Source organism: Bordetella genomosp. 13, from assembly GCF_002119665.1.
In the GTDB taxonomy this organism is placed as follows: domain Bacteria; phylum Pseudomonadota; class Gammaproteobacteria; order Burkholderiales; family Burkholderiaceae_B; genus Bordetella.
In genome coordinates this window covers 1,635,986-1,659,658 of the sequence record NZ_CP021111.1, presented here as the reverse complement: position 1 = coordinate 1,659,658, position 23,673 = coordinate 1,635,986, and the positions used below count along the sequence as shown (strand labels likewise).

Here is a 23,673-nt window from a genome sequence, read left to right as displayed (position 1 = left end):
TTCATTGATCCCGCCGGCGCGAGCGCTCGAGGGCGCGGTCCACCATGGCGGGCGCTAGGCCGAGATAGTTGGCGGGGTCGGTCATGCGCTCGACGGCCGCGCGGTCGAAATGGGCGGTCACGGCGGGCAGGGCGCACAGGGCGTCGGCCAGCGTGCCGCCTTGCTCGTTCACGTGGCGGCACGCGTCGTAGACCACGTCGTGGGCCTGCTGGCGGCCGATGTGCGGCGCCATGCCCATCATCACGGCCTCGGCCACGATCAGGCCTTGCGAGATGCCCAGGTTGTGCTTCATGCGGGCCTCGTCCACGATCAGCCCGCCCAGCGCGAAGCGCGCCTGGTGCAGCGCGCCGGCGGTCAGGATGAAGCTCTCGGGAATGGCGATCCATTCCGCGTGCCAGGGACCGGTGGCGCGTTCGAAGTCCTGCACCATCGCATCGACCATCAGCCCGGCGTGCTGGCGTACCGCCTTGGATGCGGCCAGCATCAGTTCGCTGGAGATGGGGTTGCGCTTCTGCGGCATGGTGCTGCTGGCGCCGCGGCCCTTGACGAAGGGTTCGTACACCTCGGCGAACTCGGTGGACGCCATGATCATGATGTCCAGCGCGATCTTGCCCAGCGAGCCGGTGATCAGCGCCAGCAGGTTCACGGCCTCGGCGAAGCCGTCGCGCGCCACGTGCCAGGTGGTGTCCGGCACGCCCAGTCCCAGTTCGGCGGCCAGCGCCTCCTGCACCGCGAAACCCTGGTCGCCCAGCGAAGCCAGCGTGCCCGCGGCGCCCGCGAATTCCACCACGGCCACGCGCGGCCGCAGCTGCGCCAACCGCTCTTGATGACGATCGAACATGGCCAGCCAGATGGCGGCCTTGTAGCCGAAGGTGATGGGCAGCGCCTGCTGCAGGTGAGTGCGGCCGGCCATGGGCGTGTCGCGGTACCTGGCGGCCAGGTCCGCAAGGATGCCGCGCAGCGCGCGCACGTCGGCCTCGACCAGATCCAGCGCATCGCGCACCTGCAGCGCCACCGCGGTATCCATGATGTCCTGCGTCGTGGCGCCCCAGTGCACGTATCGGCCGGCCTCGCCGCACATGTCCACCAACTGGTGCACCAGCGGCAGGATGGGATAGCCGACGACGTCGGTCTCTTCGCGCATGTGCTCGAAATCGATGCGGTCGATGCGCGCCTCGCGCGCGATGGCGCTGGCGGCCTCGGCGGGGATGACCCCCATGCGGCCCTGGGCCCGCGCCAGCGCCACTTCCACGTCGATGTAGCGCTGGATCAGCGATACGTCGGCGAAGACATCGCGCATGGCCTGTGTGCCGAAGGCATCGCGATACAGGATGGAGTCGACGACAGTGCTGGCGAAGGGGGGCGTGGAAGACATGGGCGGCCTTTGTGCGAGGTGTGGCAACATGTCCGAACAAGTGCCTTGATATGTTCGAACATATTTATTAAATATGTTCGAACATATAAGCAGTATTCGTATTAACCCGTAGTGGGCCACCGCGCCTTCGCACTCATGACCAAAGCCGACGACATCAGGCGCGACCTGATCGACGCCATCACCAGCGGCCGCTACGCCGTGGGCGAACTGCTGCCCACCGAGTTCGAACTTTGCGAGCAGTACGGCGCCAGCCGCTACACCATCCGGGCCGTGCTGCAGCAGATGCAGGATCAGGGCCTGGTGTCCCGGCGCAAGAACGTGGGGACGCGCGTGGCGTCAGCCCGGCCGCGGCCGGTTTTCCAGCCGCCGCTGTCCACGGTGGAGGACCTGGTGCAGTTCGGGGTGGAGCACCTGCGCGTGGTGCAGTCCATCAAGATGGCGGCCTTGCCCGACGAACTGGCCGCGCTGGCCGGCCAGCCGCCCGGCACTCGCTGGCTGCGCGTGTCCAACGTGCGGATGGAGCGCGGCAGGCAGGACGCGCCCATGGCATGGACGGATGTCTTCGTGGATCCGGTCTATTCCGAAGTCAGCGAGCTGGTGCGCCAGTCGCCCGATACGCTGATCAGCACCATGATCGAGGCGCGGCACGGCCGGCGCATCGCCGAGATACGGCAGGACGTCAGCGCCACGACCGTGCATGACGCGCGCGCGGCCGCGGCGCTGGGGATCGAAGCGGGTGCGGCCGCGCTGAAGATACTGCGCGCCTACCTGGACGAGGCGGGCGAGGCCTTCGTGGTGTCGATCACGCTGCATCCGGCGGACAGCCTGACCATCTCGATGCGGCTGCACCGTACGGCGGGGTGAGCGGCTGCCAAGAAACGGACGACGCGTCAACGCGCCGGCGGCGCCGTGCCGACCAGCCGATACAGCCACACCGTCAGCGCCAGGTTGACCAGGGCCAGCAGCGTCAGGCAGACCATCGTGCCCATCGTGCCCACGTGCGTGATCAGCACGCCGCAGGCCAGCGGCGTCAGCGCCTGGCACAGCAGCGATGAGCGCGCCAGGCGGCCCATCACCGGCGCCAGCGAAGCAGGCGGAAGCAGGGCCAGGGGCAGGGTGCCGCGCACGAGGGCGCGCAGGCCATTGCCGATGCCGTAGCAGACGATGCCCACCGCGGCGAACTGCGGGCTGACCAGGATCACGAAGAATCCCACCGCGACGAAGGCGGCGGAGATCAGCGCCATCCATATCGGATGCAGGGCCTTGATGCTGAAGGTCACGATGCGCATCAGCACCATGCTGGGCCCGATGAGGGCGCCCAATGCAATGGCGGAGGCCTGTGAATGGCCCGCGCCCTGCAGCAGCACGATGATCTGCACCGACACGGCCGTCATCAGGATGGCCGCGATGGAGAAGACCCACGACAGGAGCAGATAGGCGCCCTTGGATACCGGCATGGCCGCGGTGTCGCCGGCATCCTGCGTGGACGCCGGCCGCGCGGGCTGGCGCGCAGGATCGTCCGGCCCGGCCGGCGCGCCATCGTTTTTCGGCAGCGCCCTGACGTACAGCGGCGCCACGCAGACGGCCAGGGCCGCCGCATAGGCCCAGCACGTGCCGCGCCATCCCAGTGGTTCGACCATCCACGCCAGCACGGGCCATATCACGGTCGTGGTGAAGCCGGCGATCAGCGTGACGGCATTGATGGCGGGGCGCGCGCGCTGCCCATACATGACGCCCAGCGTGGCGAACAGCGGGTCGTAGAGCCCGCCGGCCATGCCGGCCCCGATCAGGCACCAGCCCGCGAAGAAGACCCAGAGATTCGGCGCGGCGCCCACCACGCACAGCCCGACGGCGGTGATCCAGCTCGACGCCACCAACACCTGGCGCCCCTGGCCGCGTGCGATGTAGACGTTGGCCCGCGGCGACAGCAACCCGGACACCAGCACGCCCAGCGTGAGGGCGCCGTAGATCCAGGCCATCGACCAACCGGTGTCGCGATGGATGGGATCGGCCAGGACGGACAGCAGGAAGAACGAGCCGCCCCACATGAGGATCTGGGCAATGCCCATCAGCACGCTGGCGGAAAACGGCACGCGCGCCGCGGGCGGCGTTTCGGTGGTGAGGCTCATGGGGCGGTGGCGGTGTAGCTTGGCGGCGCCGAGCGGCGCGCTTCGATTCTACTTCCATGCCTGCTCGCGCCGTGCCGGACTCAGTGCGCCGTCCGCTCCTCGGGGCGCAGCGTCAATACGCGTACGCCGTTGTGCGTGACCGCGACGGTATGCTCGAACTGCGCCGACAGCATTCCATCGCGCGTGACGACGGTCCAGCCGTCCTCTTCGGTGCGCACGCCATGGCGCCCCTGGTTGATCATGGGCTCGATGGTGAACACCATGCCTTCGCGCAGCATCAGCCCGGTACTTGGCTTGCCCCAGTGCATCACCTGCGGAGGCTCGTGCATCTGCCGGCCTATGCCATGCCCGCAATACTCCCGGACGACCGTATAGCCGTTGCGGCGGGCGTGCCGCTCGATGGCATGACCCACGTCGCCCAGCCGGGCGCCCGGCCGAACCGCCTCGATGCCTTTCCACATGGCTTCGTACGTGACCTGCACCAGCCGTTCGGCCAGCGGCGATACCTGGCCGACCAGATAGGTCTTGCTGGAATCGGCGATGTAGCCGTTCTTCTCGAGCGTGATGTCGAAATTGACGATGTCGCCGGCCCGCAGGATGTCGGCGGCCGAGGGCACGCCGTGGCAGACCACGTTGTTGCGCGAGGCGTTCAGCGCGTATGCGAACCCGTATTGCCCCTTGCTGGCCGGCCTGGCGTTCAGCTGGTTCACGATGTAGTCGTCGACCAGATCATTGACCTGCATGGTGGACATGCCGGCCAGGCTGAACTGGTCGAGATAGCCGAACACCTCGGCCAGCAGCTTGCCCGACTCGGCCAGCAGCGCAATCTCTTCCGGCCGCTTGGTCATGCCGAGACCGCCTTCAAGGGCTGCACCCTGACGCCCGCGGCGCGCATTTCGCCGGCGACGATCTCGTTGAAGCTCTGCGTGGGATTCATCTCGCACAGCATGCCGATCCTTATCCAGAAGGCGGCCTGCGCGTTGATGGAGCGGCACGACACCACGCTGGCCTTGCGCAGTTGATCGTGCAGCTCGTCGTCGATGTTCACGATGCCCATGTTTCTTCCAATATACGATCCATATACGAATCATATATTCGCCTCGGGAAGCAGGGCAAGCGCGATCCGTCAGCCCATCAGCTTCACCAACGCCGGCACGCTCAGCACCGCCGTGTAGTAGCCCATGAACTGCACCCCGGTGTTGAACCCGAACCGGCGCGACAGCAGCCCGCCGAACAGGCCCATGGTCAGGATCACCAGCAGGCCCAGCAGCTGTCCTTCCCACACGCTGATCACGATGATGAGTCCGACGAAGGTCGCGATGATGGCCTCGTGGCTGACGCGCCGCGACACGAACAACGCCGCGCGGCGGGCGAAGTTCATGGCGAAGGGATACGACACGACGGCGGCCAGCAGCACCGCCAGCATGCCGTAGCCCAGGAACTCCCAATGCGTCAGCAGATTGTGCAGGTTGTGGGTCTGGCCCGTGGCGGCATCCACCGTGAAGCGCGGCGGCGCGTTGAACAGCGGGGCGGCGGGGCCGGCCGCGACGGGGCTCAACGGCAGGCCGAACGCAATCAAGGGAATGAGCGCCTCGGCCACGTAGGTAGCCTCGGTGACGCCGTTGCGCGCGCTCAGCACGGTGGTCAGGCGGTGATAGGCGTGCTTGACGCGCGAGCCCACCAGTTCGCCCAGCACCACCGTCATGGCCACCGGGCTGAACACGAACGTGGCGCTGGAGATGGCCGCGGTCGCAAGCGTCCAGCGGGTCTGGGCGGCGTCCATCACTTTGAGCGGATTCGGAAAGTAGCCCGACCAGCCCTTGACGTCCGGGGCCAGCGAGAAGGTGCGCATCCGGTCGCGCCGCATGCGGTCGCGTCCCTGTGGCGAACCGACCGAGAACAGGTCCGCGATGAGCGGTCCGATCGCGATGCCCAGGAAGTAGCTGATGCTGAGCTTCACGCCGTACTTGGCGGTCAGGCTCTGCAGGGCCAGGATGACGACCACGAATGGAACGAGCAGGGCCACCGCCGCCCAGCGGCCGGCCGAGAAGTAGGCGATCAGCACCGCCGCCGCCAGGAAGATCCACGGCGCGGCCTGCGTGATGGCGGCGCCGAACGGCGCCAGCAGCACGGCGAACAGCACCGCCAGCGGCACGGCCACGAACGCGGCCACGATGCCGCCGGACACCATCTTGCGCAGCGCGATGTGGGGCACGCCCAGCCGCCGCAACATGTTCGCGTCCTGCAGCAGCGGCGTGGCCAGCGTGTCGCCCGGTATGCCGAGCAGGGCGGTGGGCACGGCGTGCGTCATGTGCTTGGCCACGGCGCCGGCCAGGAAGAACGTGAACACGCCGGCGGGCGGCACACCCAGCAGCACCACCAGCAAAGTCAGCGGCGCCAGCGTGGTGGTCTCGTCGGTGCCGCTGACCAGGCCGATGGCGGCGAACACCGCCGCGCCCAGCAGGCCCATCGCCAGCGCGACGAGAAACGTGTCGAGGAAAGCGGGATCGCTCATGTCAGCGCCTCCGGAGTGGCGTGGCGGGATGCGGCCGGCTTAGGTGCGGCCGGCTCAGGTGCGGCCTGCACAGACGCGGCCGGCTCAGGCTCTAACGCTTCGCGCGCGGCCGTTCCAGGCGTTGCCCCGGCCGCCTGCTGCGCGCCGGACGGCGTCGCCACATGCGGGTCGGCGAACAATTCATACAGGCCCAGTTCGCGCAGTTCCTGCACGGCGGCGGGCGGCAGGTCCGAGGCGCGGCCCAGGCCGCCGGGCTGCGCGGCCAGTTCCGCCAGCACCTCGCTGCGCCACGCCGGATCGCTGGCCGCGCTTTCCTCGTTCACCACGCGCTTGGGCGGAAAGCGCCGCGCGCAGATGATGCCCGCGACGACGCAGCCGGCAAGGCCCGCCAGCATCGCATAGGCATGCGCCAGCTCGGGCGTGGCCACTACCGAACGCAGCCAGCGGCTGGCCAGGAAGAAGGCCGTCACGCTGATGCCTACGCCGATCACGATGGCCAGGCCAAGCTGATGCAGATCCACCGTGTCGTTCCAGACCTCGGCCAGGCGCCACTGCGGCGCCCCGTTGTCGTGCTTCATGATTGTCTCCTCGTTGTGCGTACGCCTTCTGCGAGGCGTCGCGAAATGGGCGGTCGCGCCTGCGCGGCCCGCCCGGTCTGCCGCTCAAGCCGTCTGCCGCAACTCCGCCAGTAATGCCAGGGCGCGGTCGGTGCGTACGTCGTGTTCCTGCGCCATGCGCCGCGCGATGGCGTCGACCTCGGCGCCTGTCGCGCCGGCGGTCAGGGCGATGTTGCGGGCATGCAGCGCCATGTGTCCGCGCTGGATGCCCTCGGTGGCCAGGGCCCGCAGGGCGCCCAGATTCTGAGCCAGGCCGACCGCGACCGCCACTTCGCCAAGCTCCTGCGCCGAAGAGACGTCCAGGAGCTTCAACGCCAGGCGCGCCAGCGGATGGGTCTTGGTGGCGCCGCCCACCAGGCCCACGGGCATGGGCATCTCCAGCGTGCCGACCAGTGCGCCGCTGCCGTCCTTTTCCCAGTGGGTCAGCGAGGTGTAGCGGCCGTCGCGGCAGGCATAGGCGTGCGCGCCCGCCTCGATCGCGCGCCAGTCGTTGCCCGTCGCCACGATGACCGGATCGATGCCGTTCATGATGCCCTTGTTGTGCGTGGCCGCGCGATAGGGATCGATCGCGGCGAACGTATACGCGTCCAGCACGCCTTCGATGATCTCGGCGCCGCTGCGCTCTTGCGTATCGAGCGCCTGCGCGGTCAGGCGCACGCGGGCGCGCGCCAGGCGCAGGTCCGCCAGATTGGAAAGGATGCGCAGCCGCACCCGGCCGCCCGTGATGCTCTCGACCAGCGGCGCCACGGCCTCGGCCATGGTGTTGACCGTGTTGGCGCCCATGGCGTCGCGCACGTCCACGATCAGGTGCATCACCAGCATCGGGCCGCGAGGCGTGTCGGGAAAGACGTGCACCTCGATATCGCGGCAGCCGCCGCCCAGCTCGATCAGCACTTTGTCGCGCCCATTGGCGAGTTCGAGAATGCGTTCGCGCTCGCGCAGCAAGGCCAGCCGCGCGCCCTGCGGATCGCCCAGGCCCAGCACCTGCACCTGGGCCCGCATGAGGGGCAGGGTGCTCGAGGTCTCGAAGCCGCCGCAGCCGCGCGCCAGCTTGGCCATGTACGAGGCCGCGGCCACCACGGAAGGCTCTTCCACTGCCATGGGCACCAGCACGTCGCGGCCGTTGATCTGGAAGTTGCCCGCCACGCCCAGCGGCAGTTCGAAGGTGCCGATCACGTTCTCGATCATGCCGTCGGCGCGCGCGAGTTCCAATGCACCCGGACGGGACAGCAGCGCCTGCTCGTCGGCGGTCAGGCCAGCCTGGGCGGCGAGGGCGCTCAGGCGCTGCGCGGGCGCCAGGTTGCGGAAATTGGGAAGGCGGGAATCGGCCACGTGCAGTGTCTCCTCGAACGTTATCGTGTGGCAGATTCTAGGTAGACTGTACCAATCCCGAGAGGTACAGTTTAGCCAAACAGTACCGCTGCGCTGCACCAATCCATCGCCCATGCCCGCCTCGAAAACGCCGTCCGCGCCTCGCCCCGGCAACCCTGTCGATCCGCGTCCGGCGCGGCCCGCGCCCATTGCCGAAGGCCTGGCGCAGCTGATCGGCCAGCAGATCGCGGAAGGGGCCTATCGTCCCGGCGACAAGCTTCCCTCATTGCGCGAACTGGCCCAATTGCACCGCTACGCCAAGAACACCGTGGTGGTGGCCTTCGAGATCCTGGTGGCGAGAGGCCTGGTGGTGCCGCGGCGCGGCTCGGGCTTCTACGTGGCGCAGGATGCCGGCGCGCGCAAGCCGCAGGACGAAGAGGCAGGGCAGTTGAGCCGCGCCATGGACATCGTCTGGCTGATGCGCGAACAGCTCAAGACCCATCCCGACGCCGTGGCGGCCGGCGACGGGTTTCCGCCGGTCGAGTGGCTGGCCGACATGCGCATGGACCGTTATCAGCAGCGCGTCACGCGCACCGGCCTGGGCGCATTGTTCCGCTACGGCGGCCGTTTCGGCTACCGGCCGCTGCGCGACAGCCTGGTGCGCAAGCTGGGCGACGTGGGCATCAACGCCGTGCCCACGCAGCTGGTGCTGACCCATGGCGCCAACGAAGCCATGGACCTCGTCATCCGCTATTTCCTGCAGCCGGGCGCCGTGGCGCTGGTGGACGATCCGGGCTACTACCCGCTGTTCGGTAAGCTGAAGCTGGCGGGCGTGCAGATGGTGCCCGTGCCGCGGCTGCCGGATGGCCCCGACATGGCCGCGCTCGAGGCCAGCCTGCGGCGGCACAGGCCGCGCCTGTTCTTCACGCAATCGCTGGCGCACAACCCCACGGGGTCGGACCTGACGCCCGCCAAGGCCTACAAGCTGCTGCAGCTTGCCGAGCGCCACAACCTCATCATCGTCGAGAACGATCCGCTGGCCGACTTCAAGCCGACCTCCGCGGTGCGGCTGGCCGCGCTAGACCAGCTCGAACGCGTGATCTATCTCGGCAGCTTCTCCAAGTCCTTCTCCGCCGCGCTGCGGGTGGGCTTCATCGCCTGCGGCGGCGCGCTGGCGAGCGACCTGGCCGACCTGAAGGCGCTGGTGCACGTCAGCAGCTCCGAGTACAGCGAGCGCATGGTGGACGTGATGCTTCGCGAAGGTCACTACGCGCGCCACCTGGTGCGGTTGCGGCAGCGCCTGGAACAGGCCACCGCACAGGCGCTGGACGTACTGGACGGCCTGGGCGCGCGGGTGTTCACCCGGCCGGCCAGTTCGCTGTATCTGTGGTGCGCCTTTCCCGGCGAAGACGATTCGCTGGCGCTCGCCGCCAGCCTGTTGAAGGCGAAGGTGATGATGGCGCCGGGCAGGGTGTTCAGCGTCGATTCCGGCGCTCGCTCGCCGTGGTCGCGCTGCAATGTCGGCGCCGTCATCGAGCCTCAGTTCCAGGCGCGTGTATCGGCCTATCTGGACGCGAGACCGGCAGACTAGGGCCTGTTACCGCTAAATAGCCGTACGCGCCCCGGTCCTGAAGGGCGGGGGGCGACACGTCGCGGGCGCGGCTTCGTTGGCTGGCTTGATCTGCGTCAACGCCGTTGCGCGGCCCATCGCTAGACTGCGGCCGATCCGGATCGGAATGGCCGCGCGCCGCAGGAACCCCATGTCGCACCATACGCTCAATGTAGAAATCGGCCAGCTCATCTCGCGCTCGCTCGTCGAATGCCCGCCGCAGACCCTGGTTGCCGACGTCGTGCGGCAGATGGCGCAGCATCGGTGCAGCGCGATGGTGGTCATGGAGCAGGGCCGGCCCATCGGCATCTGGACCGAGCACGATGCGCTTGCCTTGGGCGACGAACCCGGCGCGCTGCATCGGCAGGTGCGCGAACTGATGAGCCATCCGTTGCGCACGCTAGGCTCGTCCACGCGGCTGGGTGACGCGGTGGCGCACTTTCGCAACCTGGGCATCCGGCACTGCCTCGTGCTGGATCCGCATGGCCAGCCGCTGGGCATGCTGACACAGACAGACATGGCCATGAGCCGCTGCTCCGAGCTGTTCCTGCAGACTCGCCTGATCGATTCGATCAACGTCACGCGACCGGCCATCGTGTCTCCCGAAACGGACGTGCGCGCTGTCATGCGTACGATGCGCCTGCATCGCCTTAGCGCCATCGTGGTTCAGTACGCGTCGCAGGACTACGGCATTCTCACCGAGCGCGACATCATCCAGCTGGCCGTCGCCGGCGAGCTCGACGGCGAAGTCGGCGGCCACGCCAGCCGCCCCCTGCGCGCGCTGGCGCGCACGCAGACTCTTTACACCGCCCGCCAGACGCTGGCAGAGAACAGCATGCGCCATCTCGGCGTGCTGGACGAGCACGGCGGCCTGGCAGGCTTGCTGTGCCTGACCGACATCATGGCCAGCCTCGAGTACGAATATCTGCACGAGCTGCAATCGGCGCTGCGCGAGCGAGACGACGCGCTGCTCGAATCCCACTACCACCTGCGGCTAGCCGACCGCGTGTTCGAATCCACCCTGGACGGCGTGATGGTGACCGACCTGCAGGGCAACATCGAGCGGGTCAATCCCGCCTTCACGCAACTTACCGGCTATACCCAGGCCGAGGCGACGGGTCGCAATGCGCGCCTGTTGAGCTCGGGCCGCCAGCCGGCCGCGTTCTACCGCGAACTGTGGCGCCAGCTGCGCGAGACCGGCCGCTGGAAGGGCGAGATATGGAACCGGCGCAAGAACGGCGAACTCTATCTTGAGCACCTGTCGATCTCGGGCATCCACAACCAGGACGGCGTGTGCACCCATTACGCCGCCATCTTCTCCGACATCACCGAGCGTCGCCAGGCCGAGGAACGCTTGAGCCACCTGGCGATGCACGACGCGCTGACCGGCCTGCCCAACCGCACGCTGTTCCACGAGCGGCTGGAACGCGCCATCGTGCGCATGCGCCGCGCCGACGGCAGCCGGCGCGTGGCGGTGATGTTCGTGGACCTGGACCGCTTCAAGCGCATCAACGACACGCTGGGCCACGCGGTGGGTGACGAAACGCTGAAGACCATCGCCGGCCGGCTGGCCAAGGCCGTGCGAGAAAGCGATACCGTGGCGCGCCTGGGCGGCGACGAGTTCGCCCTGGTGATCGAGGACATCGAAGACATACGCCACGTGGTGCGCATCGCGCAATCGCTGCTGGCCGCGGCAGGTCAGCCCATCGACATCGCCGGCAAGCCGGTGTTCGTCACGCCCAGCATCGGCATCAGCATGTACCCGGACGACAGCGACGATCCGAAGCAGTTGCTGATCCAGGCCGACCGGGCCATGTACGAGGCGAAGGAGGGCGGCAAGAACGGCTTTCGCTTCTTCACCGCCCAGATGAACCCGCCGCTGATGGAGCGCATGACGCTGGAGGGCGAGCTGCGCGCGGCGCTGGATGCCGGCGAGTTCAGGCTGTACTACCAGCCTGAATACGACCTGCGCACCGGCGCCATCGTGCGTGTCGAGGCGCTGCTGCGCTGGCAGCATCCGCAGCGCGGGCTGGTGATGCCCAGCCGGTTCATCGCGGCGGCCGAGGAATCGGGCCTGATCGTGCCCATCGGCGCCTGGGTGCTGCGCGAGGCCTGCCGGCAGGCGCGGCAATGGGTGGAGGAGGGCTTCGAGTTCGGTCGCATCGCCGTCAACCTGTCCGGCCGCCAGTGCCGCCACGACGACTTCCTGCACGACCTCACCGGCATACTCAGCGACACCGGCCTGCCGGCCTCGCGACTGCAGTTCGAGCTGGTCGAAAGCATGGCGATGACCGGCCACAGCGCCACCGAATCGCTGCTGAACGAACTGTCCGCGCGCGGCGTGAGCCTGGCCATCGACGACTTCGGCACCGGGTATTCCTCGTTCACCTATCTGCAGACGCTGCCGGTGGACACACTGAAGGTGGACCGGTCGTTCCTGGCCGGTGTGGGCACGCATGGCTACGACGGCGCGATCCTGCGCGCCATCGTGGCCATGGCCAAGTCGCTGGGCGTGACCGTGGTGGCGGAAGGGGTCGAGACGCCAGCGCAGCTTGCGTTCCTGCGGGACATCGCATGCGATGGCGTGCAGGGCTTCCTGCTGGCGCGGCCGTCGCCGCCGCAATCGATGGCGCGGGCGGCGCTGGCTGTGTGAGGCGCTGCCTGGCCAGCGCGCTCGCGACTTATTGCTTGAGATTGAGCTTCTTCATCAGTTCCTTGAACGCCTGGTCCTGCCGCGCGATGTCGGCGGAGAACTCCGGCGTGTCGGCCCAGGCCAGGGTCAGGTTCTGAGACACCACGGACTTCTGGAAGGCCGGCGTCTCGTAGACCTTGCGGGCCACTTCGCGCCACGTGCTCAACGCTTCTTCCGGCGCGCCCTTGGGCAGGCCGATGCCGCGCCAGACGCTGAACTGCAGATCATGGCCGCGCTCTTTGAAGGTGGGAACCTGGGGCAGGCCTTGCAGCCGCTGCGCCGACATGACGGCAAGCGTCTTCAGCTTGCCGCTTTCCACATGCTGCTTCAGTTCTGCATAAGCCACCGTCGTGGCTTTGACGTCGCCCGACATCAGGCCCATGATCGCCGGCGAGGAGCCTTGATAAGGCACGTGCGTGAAAGTGGCGCCGATGCTGTCGGCCAAGGCTGCCGCGGCCAGGTGAGGAATCGTGCCGTTGCCCGCGTTGCTGATGGTGACTGCCTCGGGGTTGGCACGGGCGTAGGCGATGAATTCTTCGATCGTGTTCCACGGCGCGTCGGCGCGCACCGTGATGGAGGAGGGATCGTCGGTGAAGCGCGCGATGGGCTGGAAGTCCGCAATGGTGGCCTTGCCGATGCCCATGAGCGGGACGAACAGCATCTCGGGATTCATCAGCAGAACCTTGTAGCCGTCGGGCTTGCCCGCCAGCACATAGGACCAGCCGATCGAGCCGCTGGCGCCGGGCTTGTTCGACACATACACCGACTCGGGCAAGTGATGGCGAGCCACGTCCGCGATGGCCCGGGCCGTGTTGTCGCTGCCTCCGCCAGGCTGGTAGGCGACGACGACCTCCACCGGCTTGACGGGATAGGTCTGCGCCGCCGTCGCCGCGAAGGCAGCGGAGCCTGTGAGCAGCCCCAGTAGGAGATTACGCAAGGTTTTCATGATGGAAAGTCCATCCACGCTATAGGCACCGATGAGTTCGACCGTACCAGGGTGCCGTTCCGATACAGTCGCGAGCAAGAAGCGACGCAGCGCCCGAGCGCTGCAGCCGGCCAGCGGCCTAGTAACCCAGAGCCTTCAGGTCGGCCAGGGTCTTCCGGGTGATCGCGATCGTGCGTTCCCGTTCCGCGCCTTCCAGGTTCAGGCGCGGGGGTTTCACGGTTTCGGCCGAGCCGGTGATGATGTTCTCGGCCAGCTTGATGTGCTGCACCAGCTTCACCACGGTATCCAGGTGGAAGAGGGGGGTGAGGGCGCGATACAGGGCGCGCGCCTTCGGCAGGTCGCCGGCCACCGCGAGCTCGAGCAGTTCGACGGATTCCCTGGGCAGTGCATTCGCCATGCCGGACACCCACGAGGTCACACCCAGCGCGGCGCTTTCCAGGATCAGGTCGTCCACGCCGCACACCACGTTCAGGCGATCGCCGAAGCGGGCAATCAGGTCCGTCACGCGGGTCGTGTCGTAGGATTCCTCTTTGATCGCCACGATGGTGGGCTCGTCCAGCAGCGCTTCCACGGTGTCGGGCGTCAGGTCCACGCCATAGCCGCGCGGATTGTTGTAGAGCAGGATGTCGAGCTTCGAGGCACGCGCCACGGTCTTGTAGAACTCGATCGTTTCGCGCGTATCCGACTTGTAGGTCAGTCCTGGGAAGACCATCAGCCCGTCCACGCCGACTTCCTCCGCTGCCTTGGCGTATGCCACCGCCTTCTCGGTGCTGGTCTCGCCCAGGCCGGAGACGATCGGCACCCGCCCCTGGACCGTTTCCTTCGCGGTGCGCAGCACCGTGAGCTTTTCTTCGGGCGACAGCTGGGCGTTCTCGCCGACCATGCCCATCATCACCACGCCGCCGACGCCGTTCTCGATCAGGCGCTCCAGCCCCGCGCGGATGGCGTCCAGGTCGAGCGAGAAATCGGGTTTGAGCTTGGTGGTGACGGCGGGGAACACGCCTTTCCATTGAATCGTCATGGTCGTCCTTTGGGTTGCGACGGTGTCGCGGGTCAGCATAGGGGGATAAAAAGTACTTTATATTGGATCCAATTTGGTCGGCCCTAAAAAACAGCGCGTTGCGCTGTGAGTTCGTGCCTCCGTTGCAGGCCGGGCTACGTGACGGATGTTGGATCCAATATAATCACGTTACCCGAACTAGACATTCGACGTCTTTCCGGGATTTCCCTAGCGGCGTGGCGGCAAGGTGCCTGCACCGGCAGTCGTCCATCGCGGCCCTTTCGTTCTCCTCGCCGGATTCATCAATCGACCATGCAGCCAGGCTCTCGCGGAAGAATCGTAAGAAAGACCACCACGGAACTGGTCGTCGACGCCATGCGCGCGCGCATCCTGTCCGGAGAGTTTCCTCCCGGTACGCCGCTGCGGCAGGAGTTGCTGGCCGAGGACCTCGGCGTCAGCCGCATTCCCGTCCGCGAAGCCTTGCGCCTGCTCAGCGCGGAGGGTCTGGTGGACACGATCGCGCACAAGGGTGCGTTCGTATCGATGCTGTCCAAATCCGAAGTGCAGGAGTTCTTCGACATCCGCAAGCGTCTCGAACCCTGGATCCTGCGCGAGGCCATTCCCAACATCTCGGATCAGGACCTGCAGCGGGCAGAACAGCTGGTCCACGAAATGGATACGACCGAGCCGGGGATGTGGGGCTCGTTGAACTGGGAACTGCACGAGAGCCTGTACCGTGCTGCGGGACGACCCGCCGCGCTGAGCGTGGTGCGAGCCTTGCACGAGAAGTCGGAACGATACTTTCGCTTCCAGGTGGTGAACGCGCCGATCCGGCAGCAGGCGCATCGTGAACACATGGCGCTGATCACGCTGTGTCGCGGCCGCCAGATCGACGAGGCCGAGGCGATGCTGGAGCGGCACATCGACGATGCGGCTCAGCAGATATTGTCGATCGTGGAAAGGCTGCTGGACCAGGCGCCGATGCATCAGTGAGAGTCGGGAGGCGCGTGCCGGCGCAAGCCTGGCGCGGGACCGGACCTGCCGTCCTGGGGCGTACGAAATACGCATAATGTATATTATGTAAAGTAACGTGCTGAGCGCCGGGCTGCTACATGGGCGGGAGCAGATTGCTGGCCACCACACTGTCCTACGCCCAAATCGCGGTGGAAATGCCCAGCCCGCGGGCTGCTGAATAGTTCAATAATCGTTGTATGATCGAATCATGAAAGAAGATCAAGCCATCTCCGCTCTGAGCGCCCTGGCTCACACCCAACGGCTGCGAGTGTTCCGCGCACTCGTGGTCGCCGGCCCTGAGGGCCTGACGCCCAGCACGCTGGCCGAGCAACTCGGCGTGGCGCGCAACACGCTGTCCTTTCATTTGAAAGAACTGTCGCATGCCGGGCTAGTCACCATCGAGCAGCAAGGCCGCAACCTTATCTATCGCGCGGACTTTTCCCAGATGAATGGGTTGCTCGGCTACCTCACCGAACACTGCTGCCAAGGGGCCCTCTGCGAGGCTTCCAATGCCGGAGTTTGCACAGCCTGCTGATCCGGCTTCGACCCTTCGGGCCGGCACGTATTTCGTACCGAAACCGCACTCTCCACCCTCCTTTTTGCTAGAACCCTTCCATGTCGCACCCCACTTTCAACGTGCTGTTCCTCTGCACGGGCAACTCCGCCCGCTCGATCCTTGCGGAAGGGCTGCTCAACGGTCTAGGGGGCGATCGCTTCCGGGCATACTCTGCCGGAAGCACACCCAAAGGCGCGGTACATCCCCTGGCCATCGCCACGCTCCAGACCTGCAAGGCGTGGGAGTAAAGCGATGCCGTCCACGACACAGGCAATCCCCGCCCGACAACGACAAGCCGGCATGAGCGTGTTCGAGCGCTACCTGACGCTCTGGGTTCTCCTCTGCATCGTGCTCGGCGTGGCCCTGGGACAGCTGATGCCCGGGCTGTTCCAAGCCGTCGGGCACCTGGAAGTCGCGCAGGTCAATCTGCCGGTAGGCATCCTGATCTGGGTGATGATCATCCCGATGCTGCTCAAGGTCGATTTTGCAGCCTTGGGCCAGGTCAAGCAGCACTGGCGCGGCATCGGCGTCACGCTGTTCATCAACTGGGCCGTGAAACCCTTCACGATGGCTTTCCTGGGCTGGCTTTTCATCCGCCAGGTCTTTTCCCCCTGGCTGCCTGCCGACCAGTTGGACAGCTACGTCGCAGGCTTGATCCTGTTGGCCGCGGCCCCGTGCACGGCTATGGTGTTCGTCTGGAGCCGGCTGACGGGTGGCGATCCTGTTTTCACGCTGTCCCAGGTCGCGCTGAACGACACGATCATGGTGTTCGCCTTCGCTCCCCTAGTCGGTTTGTTGTTGGGCCTGTCGGCGATCACGGTCCCGTGGGACACACTGCTGGTGTCTGTCGGCTTGTACATCGTAATTCCCGTCATCCTGGCTCAGATCTGGCGCCGCGCGCTGCTGCGCCGCGGACCAGCAGCGTTCGAAGCGGCACTGGCACGCATTGCTCCGTTTTCCATGGCCGCGCTGCTGCTCACGCTGGTGTTGCTGTTCGCATTCCAGGGCGAGGCCATCATTGGCCAGCCGCTGGTAATCGCCATGTTGGCAGTGCCGATCCTGATCCAAGTGTTTTTCAACTCCGGTCTGGCCTACTGGCTCAATCGCCGCGTCGGCGAGAAGCACAGCATTGCGTGTCCATCGGCACTGATCGGAGCTTCGAACTTCTTCGAACTCGCCGTTGCAGCCGCCATCAGCCTGTTCGGGTTCCATTCCGGCGCCGCCCTTGCAACCGTGGTGGGCGTGCTCATCGAGGTGCCAGTGATGTTGCTCGTCGTGCGGATCGTCAACCAGTCCAAGGGCTGGTACGAAGCGGGCACCAGTCGGCGCTAATCAATCCTGTATCACGAGAGGCCTTGCATGAGTTCCATCACGATCTATCACAACCCGGCCTGCGGCACGTCGCGCAACGTGCTCGGCCTGATTCGCAACAGCGGCGAAGAACCCACGATCATCGAATACCTGAAGACCCCGCCGGACGCGGAAACCTTGAGGTCCCTGATCCGCGCCATGGGCGTGCCTGCGCGCGACGTGCTTCGCCAGAAAGGCACGCCCTACGACGAGCTTGGACTGGCGGACCCGACATGGACAGACGAGCAACTGATCGGCTTCATGCTCGAGCACCCTATTCTGATCAATCGCCCCATCGTCGTCACTCCGCTGGGCGTCCGCCTGTGTCGGCCGTCCGAAGCGGTGCTGGACATTCTTCCCAACCCTCAGCGTGGCGCCTTCAACAAGGAAGATGGCGAGCCGGTGATCGATGCCGACGGTCGTCGTGTCTGATCCCATCATGGACCTGCCCAACGTCGATCCGGCCGTGTTCGAACGGCCGGACACAACCGCGCTGTTCTCGCCCGATCGCGCCACCCACGCGCCCCGCTTCCTGCTGTTGTACGGGTCGCTACGGCAACAATCCTATAGCCGCCTGGTCGCCGAAGAATCGGCCCGGCTGCTCCGGGCGCTCGGCGGCGAGACGCGGTTGTTCAACCCGGCCGGGCTGCCGCTGGTCGATGACGCCAGTGACGACCATCCCAAGGTCCGCGAGCTGCACGAACTGGTGCAATGGGCGGAAGGCATGATCTGGAGCTCACCGGAGCGCCACGGTGCGATGACCGGGATCATGAAGACGCAGATCGACTGGATCCCGTTGTCGATGGGCGCGGTGCGGCCGACCCAGGGCAAGACGCTTGCCGTCATGCAGGTGTCGGGCGGATCGCAGTCCTTCAACGCGGTCAACCAGATGCGGATACTCGGCCGGTGGATGCGGATGCTGACGATTCCGAACCAATCGTCGGTGGCCAAGGCTTACCAGGAGTTCGACGACGAGGGGCGCATGAAGCCCTCCCCCTACTATGACCGGATCGTCGACGTCGTGGAAGAGCTGTTCAAGTTCACCCTGCTCACCCGTGACGTGGCGCCGTACCTGGTGGATCGCTACAGCGAACGCAAGGAGGTCGCCGACGCCCTGTCGAAACACGTGGTCAGGCCAACCCCGCATCCCGCCGAAAACTCTGCGGCGGCCGCCCGAACGCCCTGACGAAGGCACGACGCATCCTGTCCGAATCGCCGAAGCCGGTCTGCCGGGCGATGACCTCGATCGGGTGAGTGCTGTCCACCATCAGGTTTCTTGCAGCCTCCAGCCGGATCTTCTCCACCGCCTTCGCCGGCGGCAGCCCGGTCTCGCTTTGGAAAAGCCGGGTGAATTGCCGCGAACTGAGATTGGCCACCTCCGCCAGTTCCTCGACGTTCAGCCGGTTGCTCAGGTTCCGACGCGCATACGTGACGACGGCCTGCAGCCTATCCGATTTCGGCTCGAGCTCGAGCAGTGTCGAGAACTGCGACTGGCCTCCGGTGCGCCGGTGGTACATGACCAAGAACCGTGCGATGGCACGCGCGACCTCGATGCCGAAGTCGTCCTCGATCAGGGCCAGCGCCAGGTCCAGGCCCGCGGTGCTGCCCGCGCAAGTCCAGATCGGGCCGTCCTCGATGAAAATCCGGTCCGCGTCCACGTCGATCAAGGGATAGCGCGCCTGCAGTTCGGCCGCCCTCTTCCAATGGGTGGTCGCCTTGCGGCCGTTCAGCAGGCCTGCGGCGGCAAGGGCGAAGGCTCCCGTGCAGACGCTGGCGATCCTGCTGTCTGTCCGCGCCGCCTCGCGCAGGAAATCCAGCACCGCCGGCTCCGGGCTCATGGCGGCGCCGCCCACGACCAGGAGGTCGAAGCGGGCATCGCCGAATGGCTCGGTATGCAACGACAGGCCGAACGGACCCGCCACGGCGCCGCCCGAGTGCGACAGCATGCGCACGTCGTACAGCTTCTCGCCGGCGTGCTGGTTGGCCATATCGAATGCGCCTGCGACGGCAAGGTGCAGGGGCGTGAACCCTTGATAGAACACGAAGCCGACTTTGCGGGTACGAGCGCTGCGCATGAAGGGATGTCCTAAAAAGACGCCACAATGTCTTTTACGCCATGGCGTGTCGAATCATACTTCACATCCCCCACTATCATGTTGGCGATCATGAATTCTCATCCTGACACCGCGATCCCGGGCGATTCCGGGCGACGTCGCCTCTCGCACAAGGCGGCGTTCGCGCTGAAGGCGTCGATCGTGATGAGCTTCCTGGCGGCGTCCACCGTGCCGTCTCCGCTTTACGCCATATGGCGTGAACAGCTGGGCTTCTCCGCGTTGACGCTGACGCTGGTGTTCTCCTGCTACGCGTTCGCCCTGCTATCGGCGCTTCTCGTTTTCGGCGGCATTTCCGATTTCCTTGGACGGCGCAGCGTGCTGCTGGCGGCCATCGCACTGGATGCGGGCGCCATGCTGCTGTTCTACAACGCCGAGTCGGTAGGTTGGCTGTTCGCGGCCCGCGTGCTGCAGGGCGTGGCGACGGGTGTGGCCACCGCGACGCTCAGCGCGGGGCTGCTCGACCTGCATCGCGAGCACGGCGCACTGGTCAACGCGGTGTCGCCCATGCTGGGCATGGGCGTCGGCGCCGTCGGCACTGGCATGCTGGTGACCTGGGCGCCCTCGCCCACGAAGCTCGCGTTTCTATTGCTGATTATTGTCTTCGTCGTGCAGGGCGCGGCGGCATGGTTCCTTCCCGAGACCGTCGCGCGCCGGGCTGGCGCCTGGAAATCGCTGAAACCCAGCATCGCCCTGCCCGCGCAGGCGCGCGGCACGATGTGGCGCATTCTTCCGTACAACACGGCCGCGTGGGCGCTGGGCGGACTTTTCCTCTCGCTGGGGCCTACGCTGTTGCGCAGCGCCACTCACCAGCAGTCGCCGCTGCTGGGCAGCCTGATGATCGCGGTGCTGGTCTTCTGCGGCGCGGTAGGCGTGGTGCTGGCGCGCACGCGGCAACCGCGGCATGCCTCCATTGTCGGTGCGCACGCCCTGCTGGCCGGGCTGGTCGTGATGCTGGGCGGCATCCTGTCGCATTCGGCCATCGCCATGTTCGCGGGCACCGCCATCTCGGGCGTGGGGTTCGGCGCAGGCTTCATCTCCTCGGTGCGGCGCCTGGTGCCGTTGGCCGAGGGGCACGAACGTGCGGCCCTGATGTCGAGCTTCTATGTGTTCAGTTATCTCGCGTTCAGCGTGCCCGCCATCATCGTGGGCCTCGTCACGGGATGGGCCGGACTGGTGCCGACGACCATGGGCTACGCCGCCTTGTTGGCCATGCTCACTCTCATCGCGATCGTGGCGATGAAGCGCGAAGCCCGGCTGACGGCAAGCCAGTGAAGGGAATGCCGTCATTCGAGGGTCCGTAACGCATCGAAAGGCGGCGCCGGCAGCCATGGCCGGTCGGATGGCCACGTGCCATAGCCGGCAGGACGGTATGAAAGCGGCACCCCACGCGCGTCAGGCTCAGCGCGACCTTGTCATCATCCGCGCCAACATCAGCGCCGCCGCGGCGAGCGCACCGACCTTGACGGCGGCGCCGGCGCGCGGCCGCCGGTCGTGGCGGAACCCGCCGTCGATATCGTGTCCCGTCGACGGCTGGAACAGGTTGCCTTCCGTGTCGGCCGACGGCTCCGCGGCGCGGAATCCGGCATCCATGATGCGCCGCGTGATGGACGCCGAAAGATCCGGGGCAAGCCCATGGGCGATGCGCGCCGGCCATGCCACGCTGCCCAGCATCAACGACGGCCGCGGCCGCTTGCCCAGCTCCACCACCGCCGCGGCCACTTCGCGCGGGTCCAGCATGGGCGATGGTGGACGCAGGCGCTTGCCCGAATAGTTCGCGCCATGGCGCAGGCCCGGCGTATCGACGAACGTCGGATACACCTCGCATACGGCCACCTCTGGCAGATCGGCAAGCTCCGCGCGCAGCGATTCGGAGAATCCGCGCAGGCCGAACTTGCTTGCGGCATACGAGGCGGCATAGGGCCCCGCCGCCCATCCGCCCACCGAGATCATGTTGATCAGCACCCCATGCCGCTGTCTGCGGAAATACGGCAGGACGGCGTGGCTGCCGTACACGTGGCCCAGCAGGTTGGCTTCGATGACGCGTCGATGGGCCTGCACCGGCACCTGATCGAAGCGCCCCACCGCGCCCGTGCCGACATTGTTCATCCATACATCGATGCGGCCGAATTCACTGACGGCGCGGTCCGCCAGCGCCTGCACCTGGTCGGGCTCGGTGACGTCAGTGGGTACTGCCAGCGCGGCTGCGCCTGCCTGGCGGCAGGCCTGCGCGGCGCGTTCCAGCGCCTCGGCGTCGCGTGCGGCAAGCACCACGTTGGCACCCTCGCGAGCGAAGGCGAGCGCCGTGGCATACCCGATGCCGCTGGAGCCGCCGGTGATGACGATCGTGGGTCGATGGGTCGTTTGCATGCGTGGGTTCCCTGCTGTGCCTGCGGCCGGGGCCGCCTTCCTGGTCCATGCGGGTCGCGCAGCGGCCCGTCGTCGCTGGCGCGGCCGTACGGATCGCCAGCGGCGGAGTGCGTGCAGCAAGCGCAGTGCCCAGCCGTTTCATACGCACGTAAAGACCGGTACATACAGTTCCTTCCCTGGTTCACTCCCCTCGCGGGGCATTAAAAGAAGGAAGAGTTTCATGTCCATGTACATTCGCCGATTCCGCCTGTGCGCAGGCGCATTGTCGCTGGCGCTGCTCACCGCATGCGGTGGCGGCAGCGACGACGACGACAACCACGACACTACGCCGCCGCCTCCCGTAGCCGCCAACTACCAGCTGCAGATCCTGCACACGAACGACCATCACTCGCACCTGGACGGCAGCTCCTACGACCTGCAGCTGGGCGACAGCGTGACGCGGGTGCAGCTGGGCGGCTTCTCGCGCCTGGCCGGCGTGATCAACCGATTGCGCACGCCGGACACGCTGGTGCTCAACAGCGGCGAACTCAACGGCACGCTGTACTTCAGCCTGTTCAAGGGCGAGCCGGATTTCAAGCTGTTCAATGCGCTTGGCCTGGATGCCTATCAGATCGGCAACCATGAGTTCGACGAGGGCGAGGCGGTGCTGCGCGGACTGATCGACATGGCGACCTTCCCCGTTCTGGCCGCTAACGTGAAGCCGACCGCGCGCAGCCCTCTGCACGGGGCGCCCATCAAGCCTTATGTGATCCGCGAAATGAACGGGCAGAAGGTCGGCATCATCGGCATCCTGAAGGTCGAGAAGACCGTCGAGTCGTCGATGGTGACGGACGCGGTGGAGTTCACCGAAGAGATCTCGACCGTGCGGGAGAACATCGCCGAGCTGCGTTCGCAGGACATCGACAAGATCATCGTGCTCAGCCACCTGGGCTATGACGGCGACATCGCGTTGGCCCGACAGGTCGACGACATCGACGTCATCATCGGGGGCGATACGCATGAGCTTCTCGATTCCACCGGTGAGCTGGCCGGCATGGGCCTGGACGTGAAGGGCGAGTATCCCACCGTGGCGACAGCGCCGAACGGCAAACCCGTGTACATCGCCCAGGCGTGGGAGATGGCGCACGGCATCGGCGTGCTGAACGTCGAGTTCGATCCGCAGGGCGAGATCATCGAGGCGCAGGGCAACATTGTGCTGCCGGTCGACAAGCCGTTCCTTCAGGCCAATGCCGACGGAGGCTTCGTGCCGGTGGACGCCGGACGCGAGTCGCAGGTCGAGAGCATCATCGCGTCTTCCAGAACGCTGACGCTGCAGCAGCCGGACCCGGCCGTGGACGCCATCCTGGCGCCCTATGCCGCCGAGCTGGAAGCGTTCCGCGGCGAGACGCTGGGCTCGATCGCGCAGACCATGCCGTTCGACCGCATCCCCGCCGCCTTCGCCGCGGGAGACACGCCGACGGGCAGCTACGCCGCCTACTACGTGGCGGACGCCTTCCTCAAGTACATTCCGCACGCCGACATCGCCATCCAGAACTCGGGTGGCGTACGCACGCAGTTCCTGCAGGGGCCGTTCACGGTGGCCGATGCGTATACCATGCTGCCCTTCTCCAACACGGTGGCCACGGTCAACATGCGCGGCGACGGCGTCGTGGCCGTGCTCGAGGATGCCGCCGACTACGCATTGACGTCCGGGTCGACTGGCGCCTTTCCGTACGCCTCGCACTTGCGCTTCGACGTGTTCAAGAGCCAGGCCAAGGGCAGCCGCATCCAGAACGTCGAGGTGAAGGACCGCGATACCGGCGTCTGGGCCCCGATCGACCTGGCCGCGACGTACCGCGTGGTGACCAACTCGTTCACGGCGCTGGGCAAGGACGGCTATGACGCGTTCGCCGAGGCCATCGCGGCGGATCCCGGCGTGCACGAGGACAGCCACGTCGGCTATGCGGTGCCCCTGGTCGAGTACTTTCAGCGGCATCTGCCGGGCGGCGTGCTGCCCGCGCTGGATCCGGCCGAGTACAGCCTGAAGTCGGCCACCGACTGAGGACCGGCCGTGGGTGACGCGCCGGAGGTCGCTACAC

20 protein-coding genes and 2 pseudogenes are annotated in these 23,673 nt (G+C 66.6%); 11 read left to right on the top strand and 11 right to left on the bottom strand.

All coding sequences use genetic code 11. The annotated features are described in order from the left end of the window. Position 1: 1 nt before the first annotated feature. Positions 2-1,375: a class-II fumarase/aspartase family protein gene (locus CAL15_RS07360; protein WP_086077976.1), complete on the bottom strand. Its 1,374-nt coding sequence runs from the start codon at positions 1,373-1,375 to the stop codon at positions 2-4. A gap of 135 nt (positions 1,376-1,510) precedes the next feature. On the opposite strand from CAL15_RS07360, the gene CAL15_RS07355 reads away from it, so the two are divergent. Continuing rightward, positions 1,511-2,239 carry a GntR family transcriptional regulator gene (locus CAL15_RS07355; protein WP_086080982.1) on the top strand — a complete coding sequence of 243 codons (729 nt, stop codon included), beginning with the start codon at positions 1,511-1,513 and terminating at the stop codon, positions 2,237-2,239. Between the two features lie 26 nt (positions 2,240-2,265). Here the strand turns inward: CAL15_RS07355 and CAL15_RS07350 are convergent, their stop codons facing one another. The 6 genes and pseudogenes from CAL15_RS07350 to CAL15_RS07325 all read right to left on the bottom strand — a co-directional run bounded on the left by CAL15_RS07350 (position 2,266) and on the right by CAL15_RS07325 (position 7,968). Further along, the gene (locus CAL15_RS07350; protein ID WP_086077975.1) at positions 2,266-3,504 is read right to left on the bottom strand and encodes an MFS transporter; all 1,239 of its coding nucleotides are present in this window, start codon (positions 3,502-3,504) and stop codon (positions 2,266-2,268) included. Between the two features lie 80 nt (positions 3,505-3,584). After that, positions 3,585-4,352 (bottom strand): type I methionyl aminopeptidase, encoded by a 768-nt coding sequence (map, locus tag CAL15_RS07345; protein ID WP_086077974.1) that lies wholly within the window; start codon positions 4,350-4,352, stop codon positions 3,585-3,587. Then, positions 4,349-4,561 carry a ParD-like family protein gene (locus tag CAL15_RS07340; protein ID WP_086077973.1) on the bottom strand — a complete coding sequence of 71 codons (213 nt, stop codon included), beginning with the start codon at positions 4,559-4,561 and terminating at the stop codon, positions 4,349-4,351. Before CAL15_RS07340 ends, map begins: the two co-directional genes overlap by 4 nt. Positions 4,562-4,630: 69 nt before the next feature. Next, positions 4,631-6,019, bottom strand: a complete 1,389-nt coding sequence (locus CAL15_RS07335; RefSeq protein WP_086077972.1) for a tripartite tricarboxylate transporter permease — start codon at positions 6,017-6,019, stop codon at positions 4,631-4,633. Between the two features lie 167 nt (positions 6,020-6,186). Continuing rightward, positions 6,187-6,597: pseudogene (locus CAL15_RS07330) on the bottom strand (hypothetical protein); the annotation flags it as partial. 84 nt (positions 6,598-6,681) lie between these two features. After that, positions 6,682-7,968, bottom strand: coding sequence for a hydroxymethylglutaryl-CoA reductase, degradative (locus CAL15_RS07325; protein WP_232468153.1), 1,287 nt, complete (start codon positions 7,966-7,968; stop codon positions 6,682-6,684). 112 nt (positions 7,969-8,080) lie between these two features. On the opposite strand from CAL15_RS07325, the gene CAL15_RS07320 reads away from it, so the two are divergent. Together CAL15_RS07320 and CAL15_RS07315 are read left to right on the top strand one after the other, a co-directional pair. Then, entirely contained in the window at positions 8,081-9,538 is a 1,458-nt protein-coding gene (locus tag CAL15_RS07320; protein WP_086077970.1) for an aminotransferase-like domain-containing protein, read from the top strand. Between the two features lie 169 nt (positions 9,539-9,707). Further along, positions 9,708-12,209, top strand: a complete 2,502-nt coding sequence (locus tag CAL15_RS07315; RefSeq protein WP_086077969.1) for an EAL domain-containing protein — start codon at positions 9,708-9,710, stop codon at positions 12,207-12,209. Between the two features lie 28 nt (positions 12,210-12,237). Here CAL15_RS07315 and CAL15_RS07310 read toward each other — a convergent pair whose 3' ends face one another. Together CAL15_RS07310 and CAL15_RS07305 are read right to left on the bottom strand one after the other, a co-directional pair. Beyond that, a complete protein-coding gene (locus tag CAL15_RS07310) occupies positions 12,238-13,194 on the bottom strand; it encodes a tripartite tricarboxylate transporter substrate binding protein (RefSeq protein WP_086077968.1) in 957 nt (318 codons plus the stop codon). Between the two features lie 118 nt (positions 13,195-13,312). Further along, entirely contained in the window at positions 13,313-14,215 is a 903-nt protein-coding gene (locus tag CAL15_RS07305) for a dihydrodipicolinate synthase family protein (protein WP_086080981.1), read from the bottom strand. A gap of 291 nt (positions 14,216-14,506) precedes the next feature. On the opposite strand from CAL15_RS07305, the gene CAL15_RS07300 reads away from it, so the two are divergent. From CAL15_RS07300 to arsH, 6 genes and pseudogenes are all read left to right on the top strand, one after another. Beyond that, the gene (locus CAL15_RS07300) at positions 14,507-15,187 is read left to right on the top strand and encodes a GntR family transcriptional regulator (RefSeq protein WP_086077967.1); all 681 of its coding nucleotides are present in this window, start codon (positions 14,507-14,509) and stop codon (positions 15,185-15,187) included. Positions 15,188-15,416: 229 nt separating this feature from the next. Beyond that, on the top strand, positions 15,417-15,743 hold the full coding sequence (locus tag CAL15_RS07295) for an ArsR/SmtB family transcription factor (protein ID WP_086077966.1): 327 nt from the start codon (positions 15,417-15,419) through the stop codon (positions 15,741-15,743). An 80-nt stretch (positions 15,744-15,823) separates the two neighbouring features. Then, positions 15,824-15,991, top strand: a pseudogene (locus CAL15_RS07290) (arsenate reductase/protein-tyrosine-phosphatase family protein); the annotation flags it as partial. A gap of 25 nt (positions 15,992-16,016) precedes the next feature. After that, the gene (gene arsB / locus CAL15_RS07285; RefSeq protein WP_086077965.1) at positions 16,017-17,096 is read left to right on the top strand and encodes an ACR3 family arsenite efflux transporter; all 1,080 of its coding nucleotides are present in this window, start codon (positions 16,017-16,019) and stop codon (positions 17,094-17,096) included. 27 nt (positions 17,097-17,123) lie between these two features. Continuing rightward, on the top strand, positions 17,124-17,546 hold the full coding sequence (arsC, locus tag CAL15_RS07280) for an arsenate reductase (glutaredoxin) (protein ID WP_157666622.1): 423 nt from the start codon (positions 17,124-17,126) through the stop codon (positions 17,544-17,546). Next, positions 17,524-18,300 carry an arsenical resistance protein ArsH gene (gene arsH / locus CAL15_RS07275; RefSeq protein WP_420042539.1) on the top strand — a complete coding sequence of 259 codons (777 nt, stop codon included), beginning with the start codon at positions 17,524-17,526 and terminating at the stop codon, positions 18,298-18,300. The genes arsC and arsH overlap by 23 nt, the downstream gene beginning before the upstream one ends. Here arsH and CAL15_RS07270 read toward each other — a convergent pair. Continuing rightward, positions 18,245-19,189, bottom strand: a complete 945-nt coding sequence (locus CAL15_RS07270) for a GlxA family transcriptional regulator (protein ID WP_086077963.1) — start codon at positions 19,187-19,189, stop codon at positions 18,245-18,247. The two genes, arsH and CAL15_RS07270, sit on opposite strands and share 56 nt — an antisense overlap. Before the next feature lie 90 nt (positions 19,190-19,279). Here CAL15_RS07270 and CAL15_RS07265 point away from each other — a divergent pair, with 90 nt between their 5' ends. Continuing rightward, positions 19,280-20,500 carry an MFS transporter gene (locus tag CAL15_RS07265; RefSeq protein ID WP_086080979.1) on the top strand — a complete coding sequence of 407 codons (1,221 nt, stop codon included), beginning with the start codon at positions 19,280-19,282 and terminating at the stop codon, positions 20,498-20,500. A 126-nt stretch (positions 20,501-20,626) separates the two neighbouring features. Here the strand turns inward: CAL15_RS07265 and CAL15_RS07260 are convergent, their stop codons facing one another. After that, positions 20,627-21,595 carry an SDR family oxidoreductase gene (locus tag CAL15_RS07260; protein ID WP_086077962.1) on the bottom strand — a complete coding sequence of 323 codons (969 nt, stop codon included), beginning with the start codon at positions 21,593-21,595 and terminating at the stop codon, positions 20,627-20,629. A 220-nt stretch (positions 21,596-21,815) separates the two neighbouring features. Here CAL15_RS07260 and CAL15_RS07255 point away from each other — a divergent pair, with 220 nt between their 5' ends. Continuing rightward, a complete protein-coding gene (locus CAL15_RS07255) occupies positions 21,816-23,636 on the top strand; it encodes a 5'-nucleotidase C-terminal domain-containing protein (RefSeq protein ID WP_198299170.1) in 1,821 nt (606 codons plus the stop codon). Positions 23,637-23,673 lie beyond the last annotated feature (37 nt).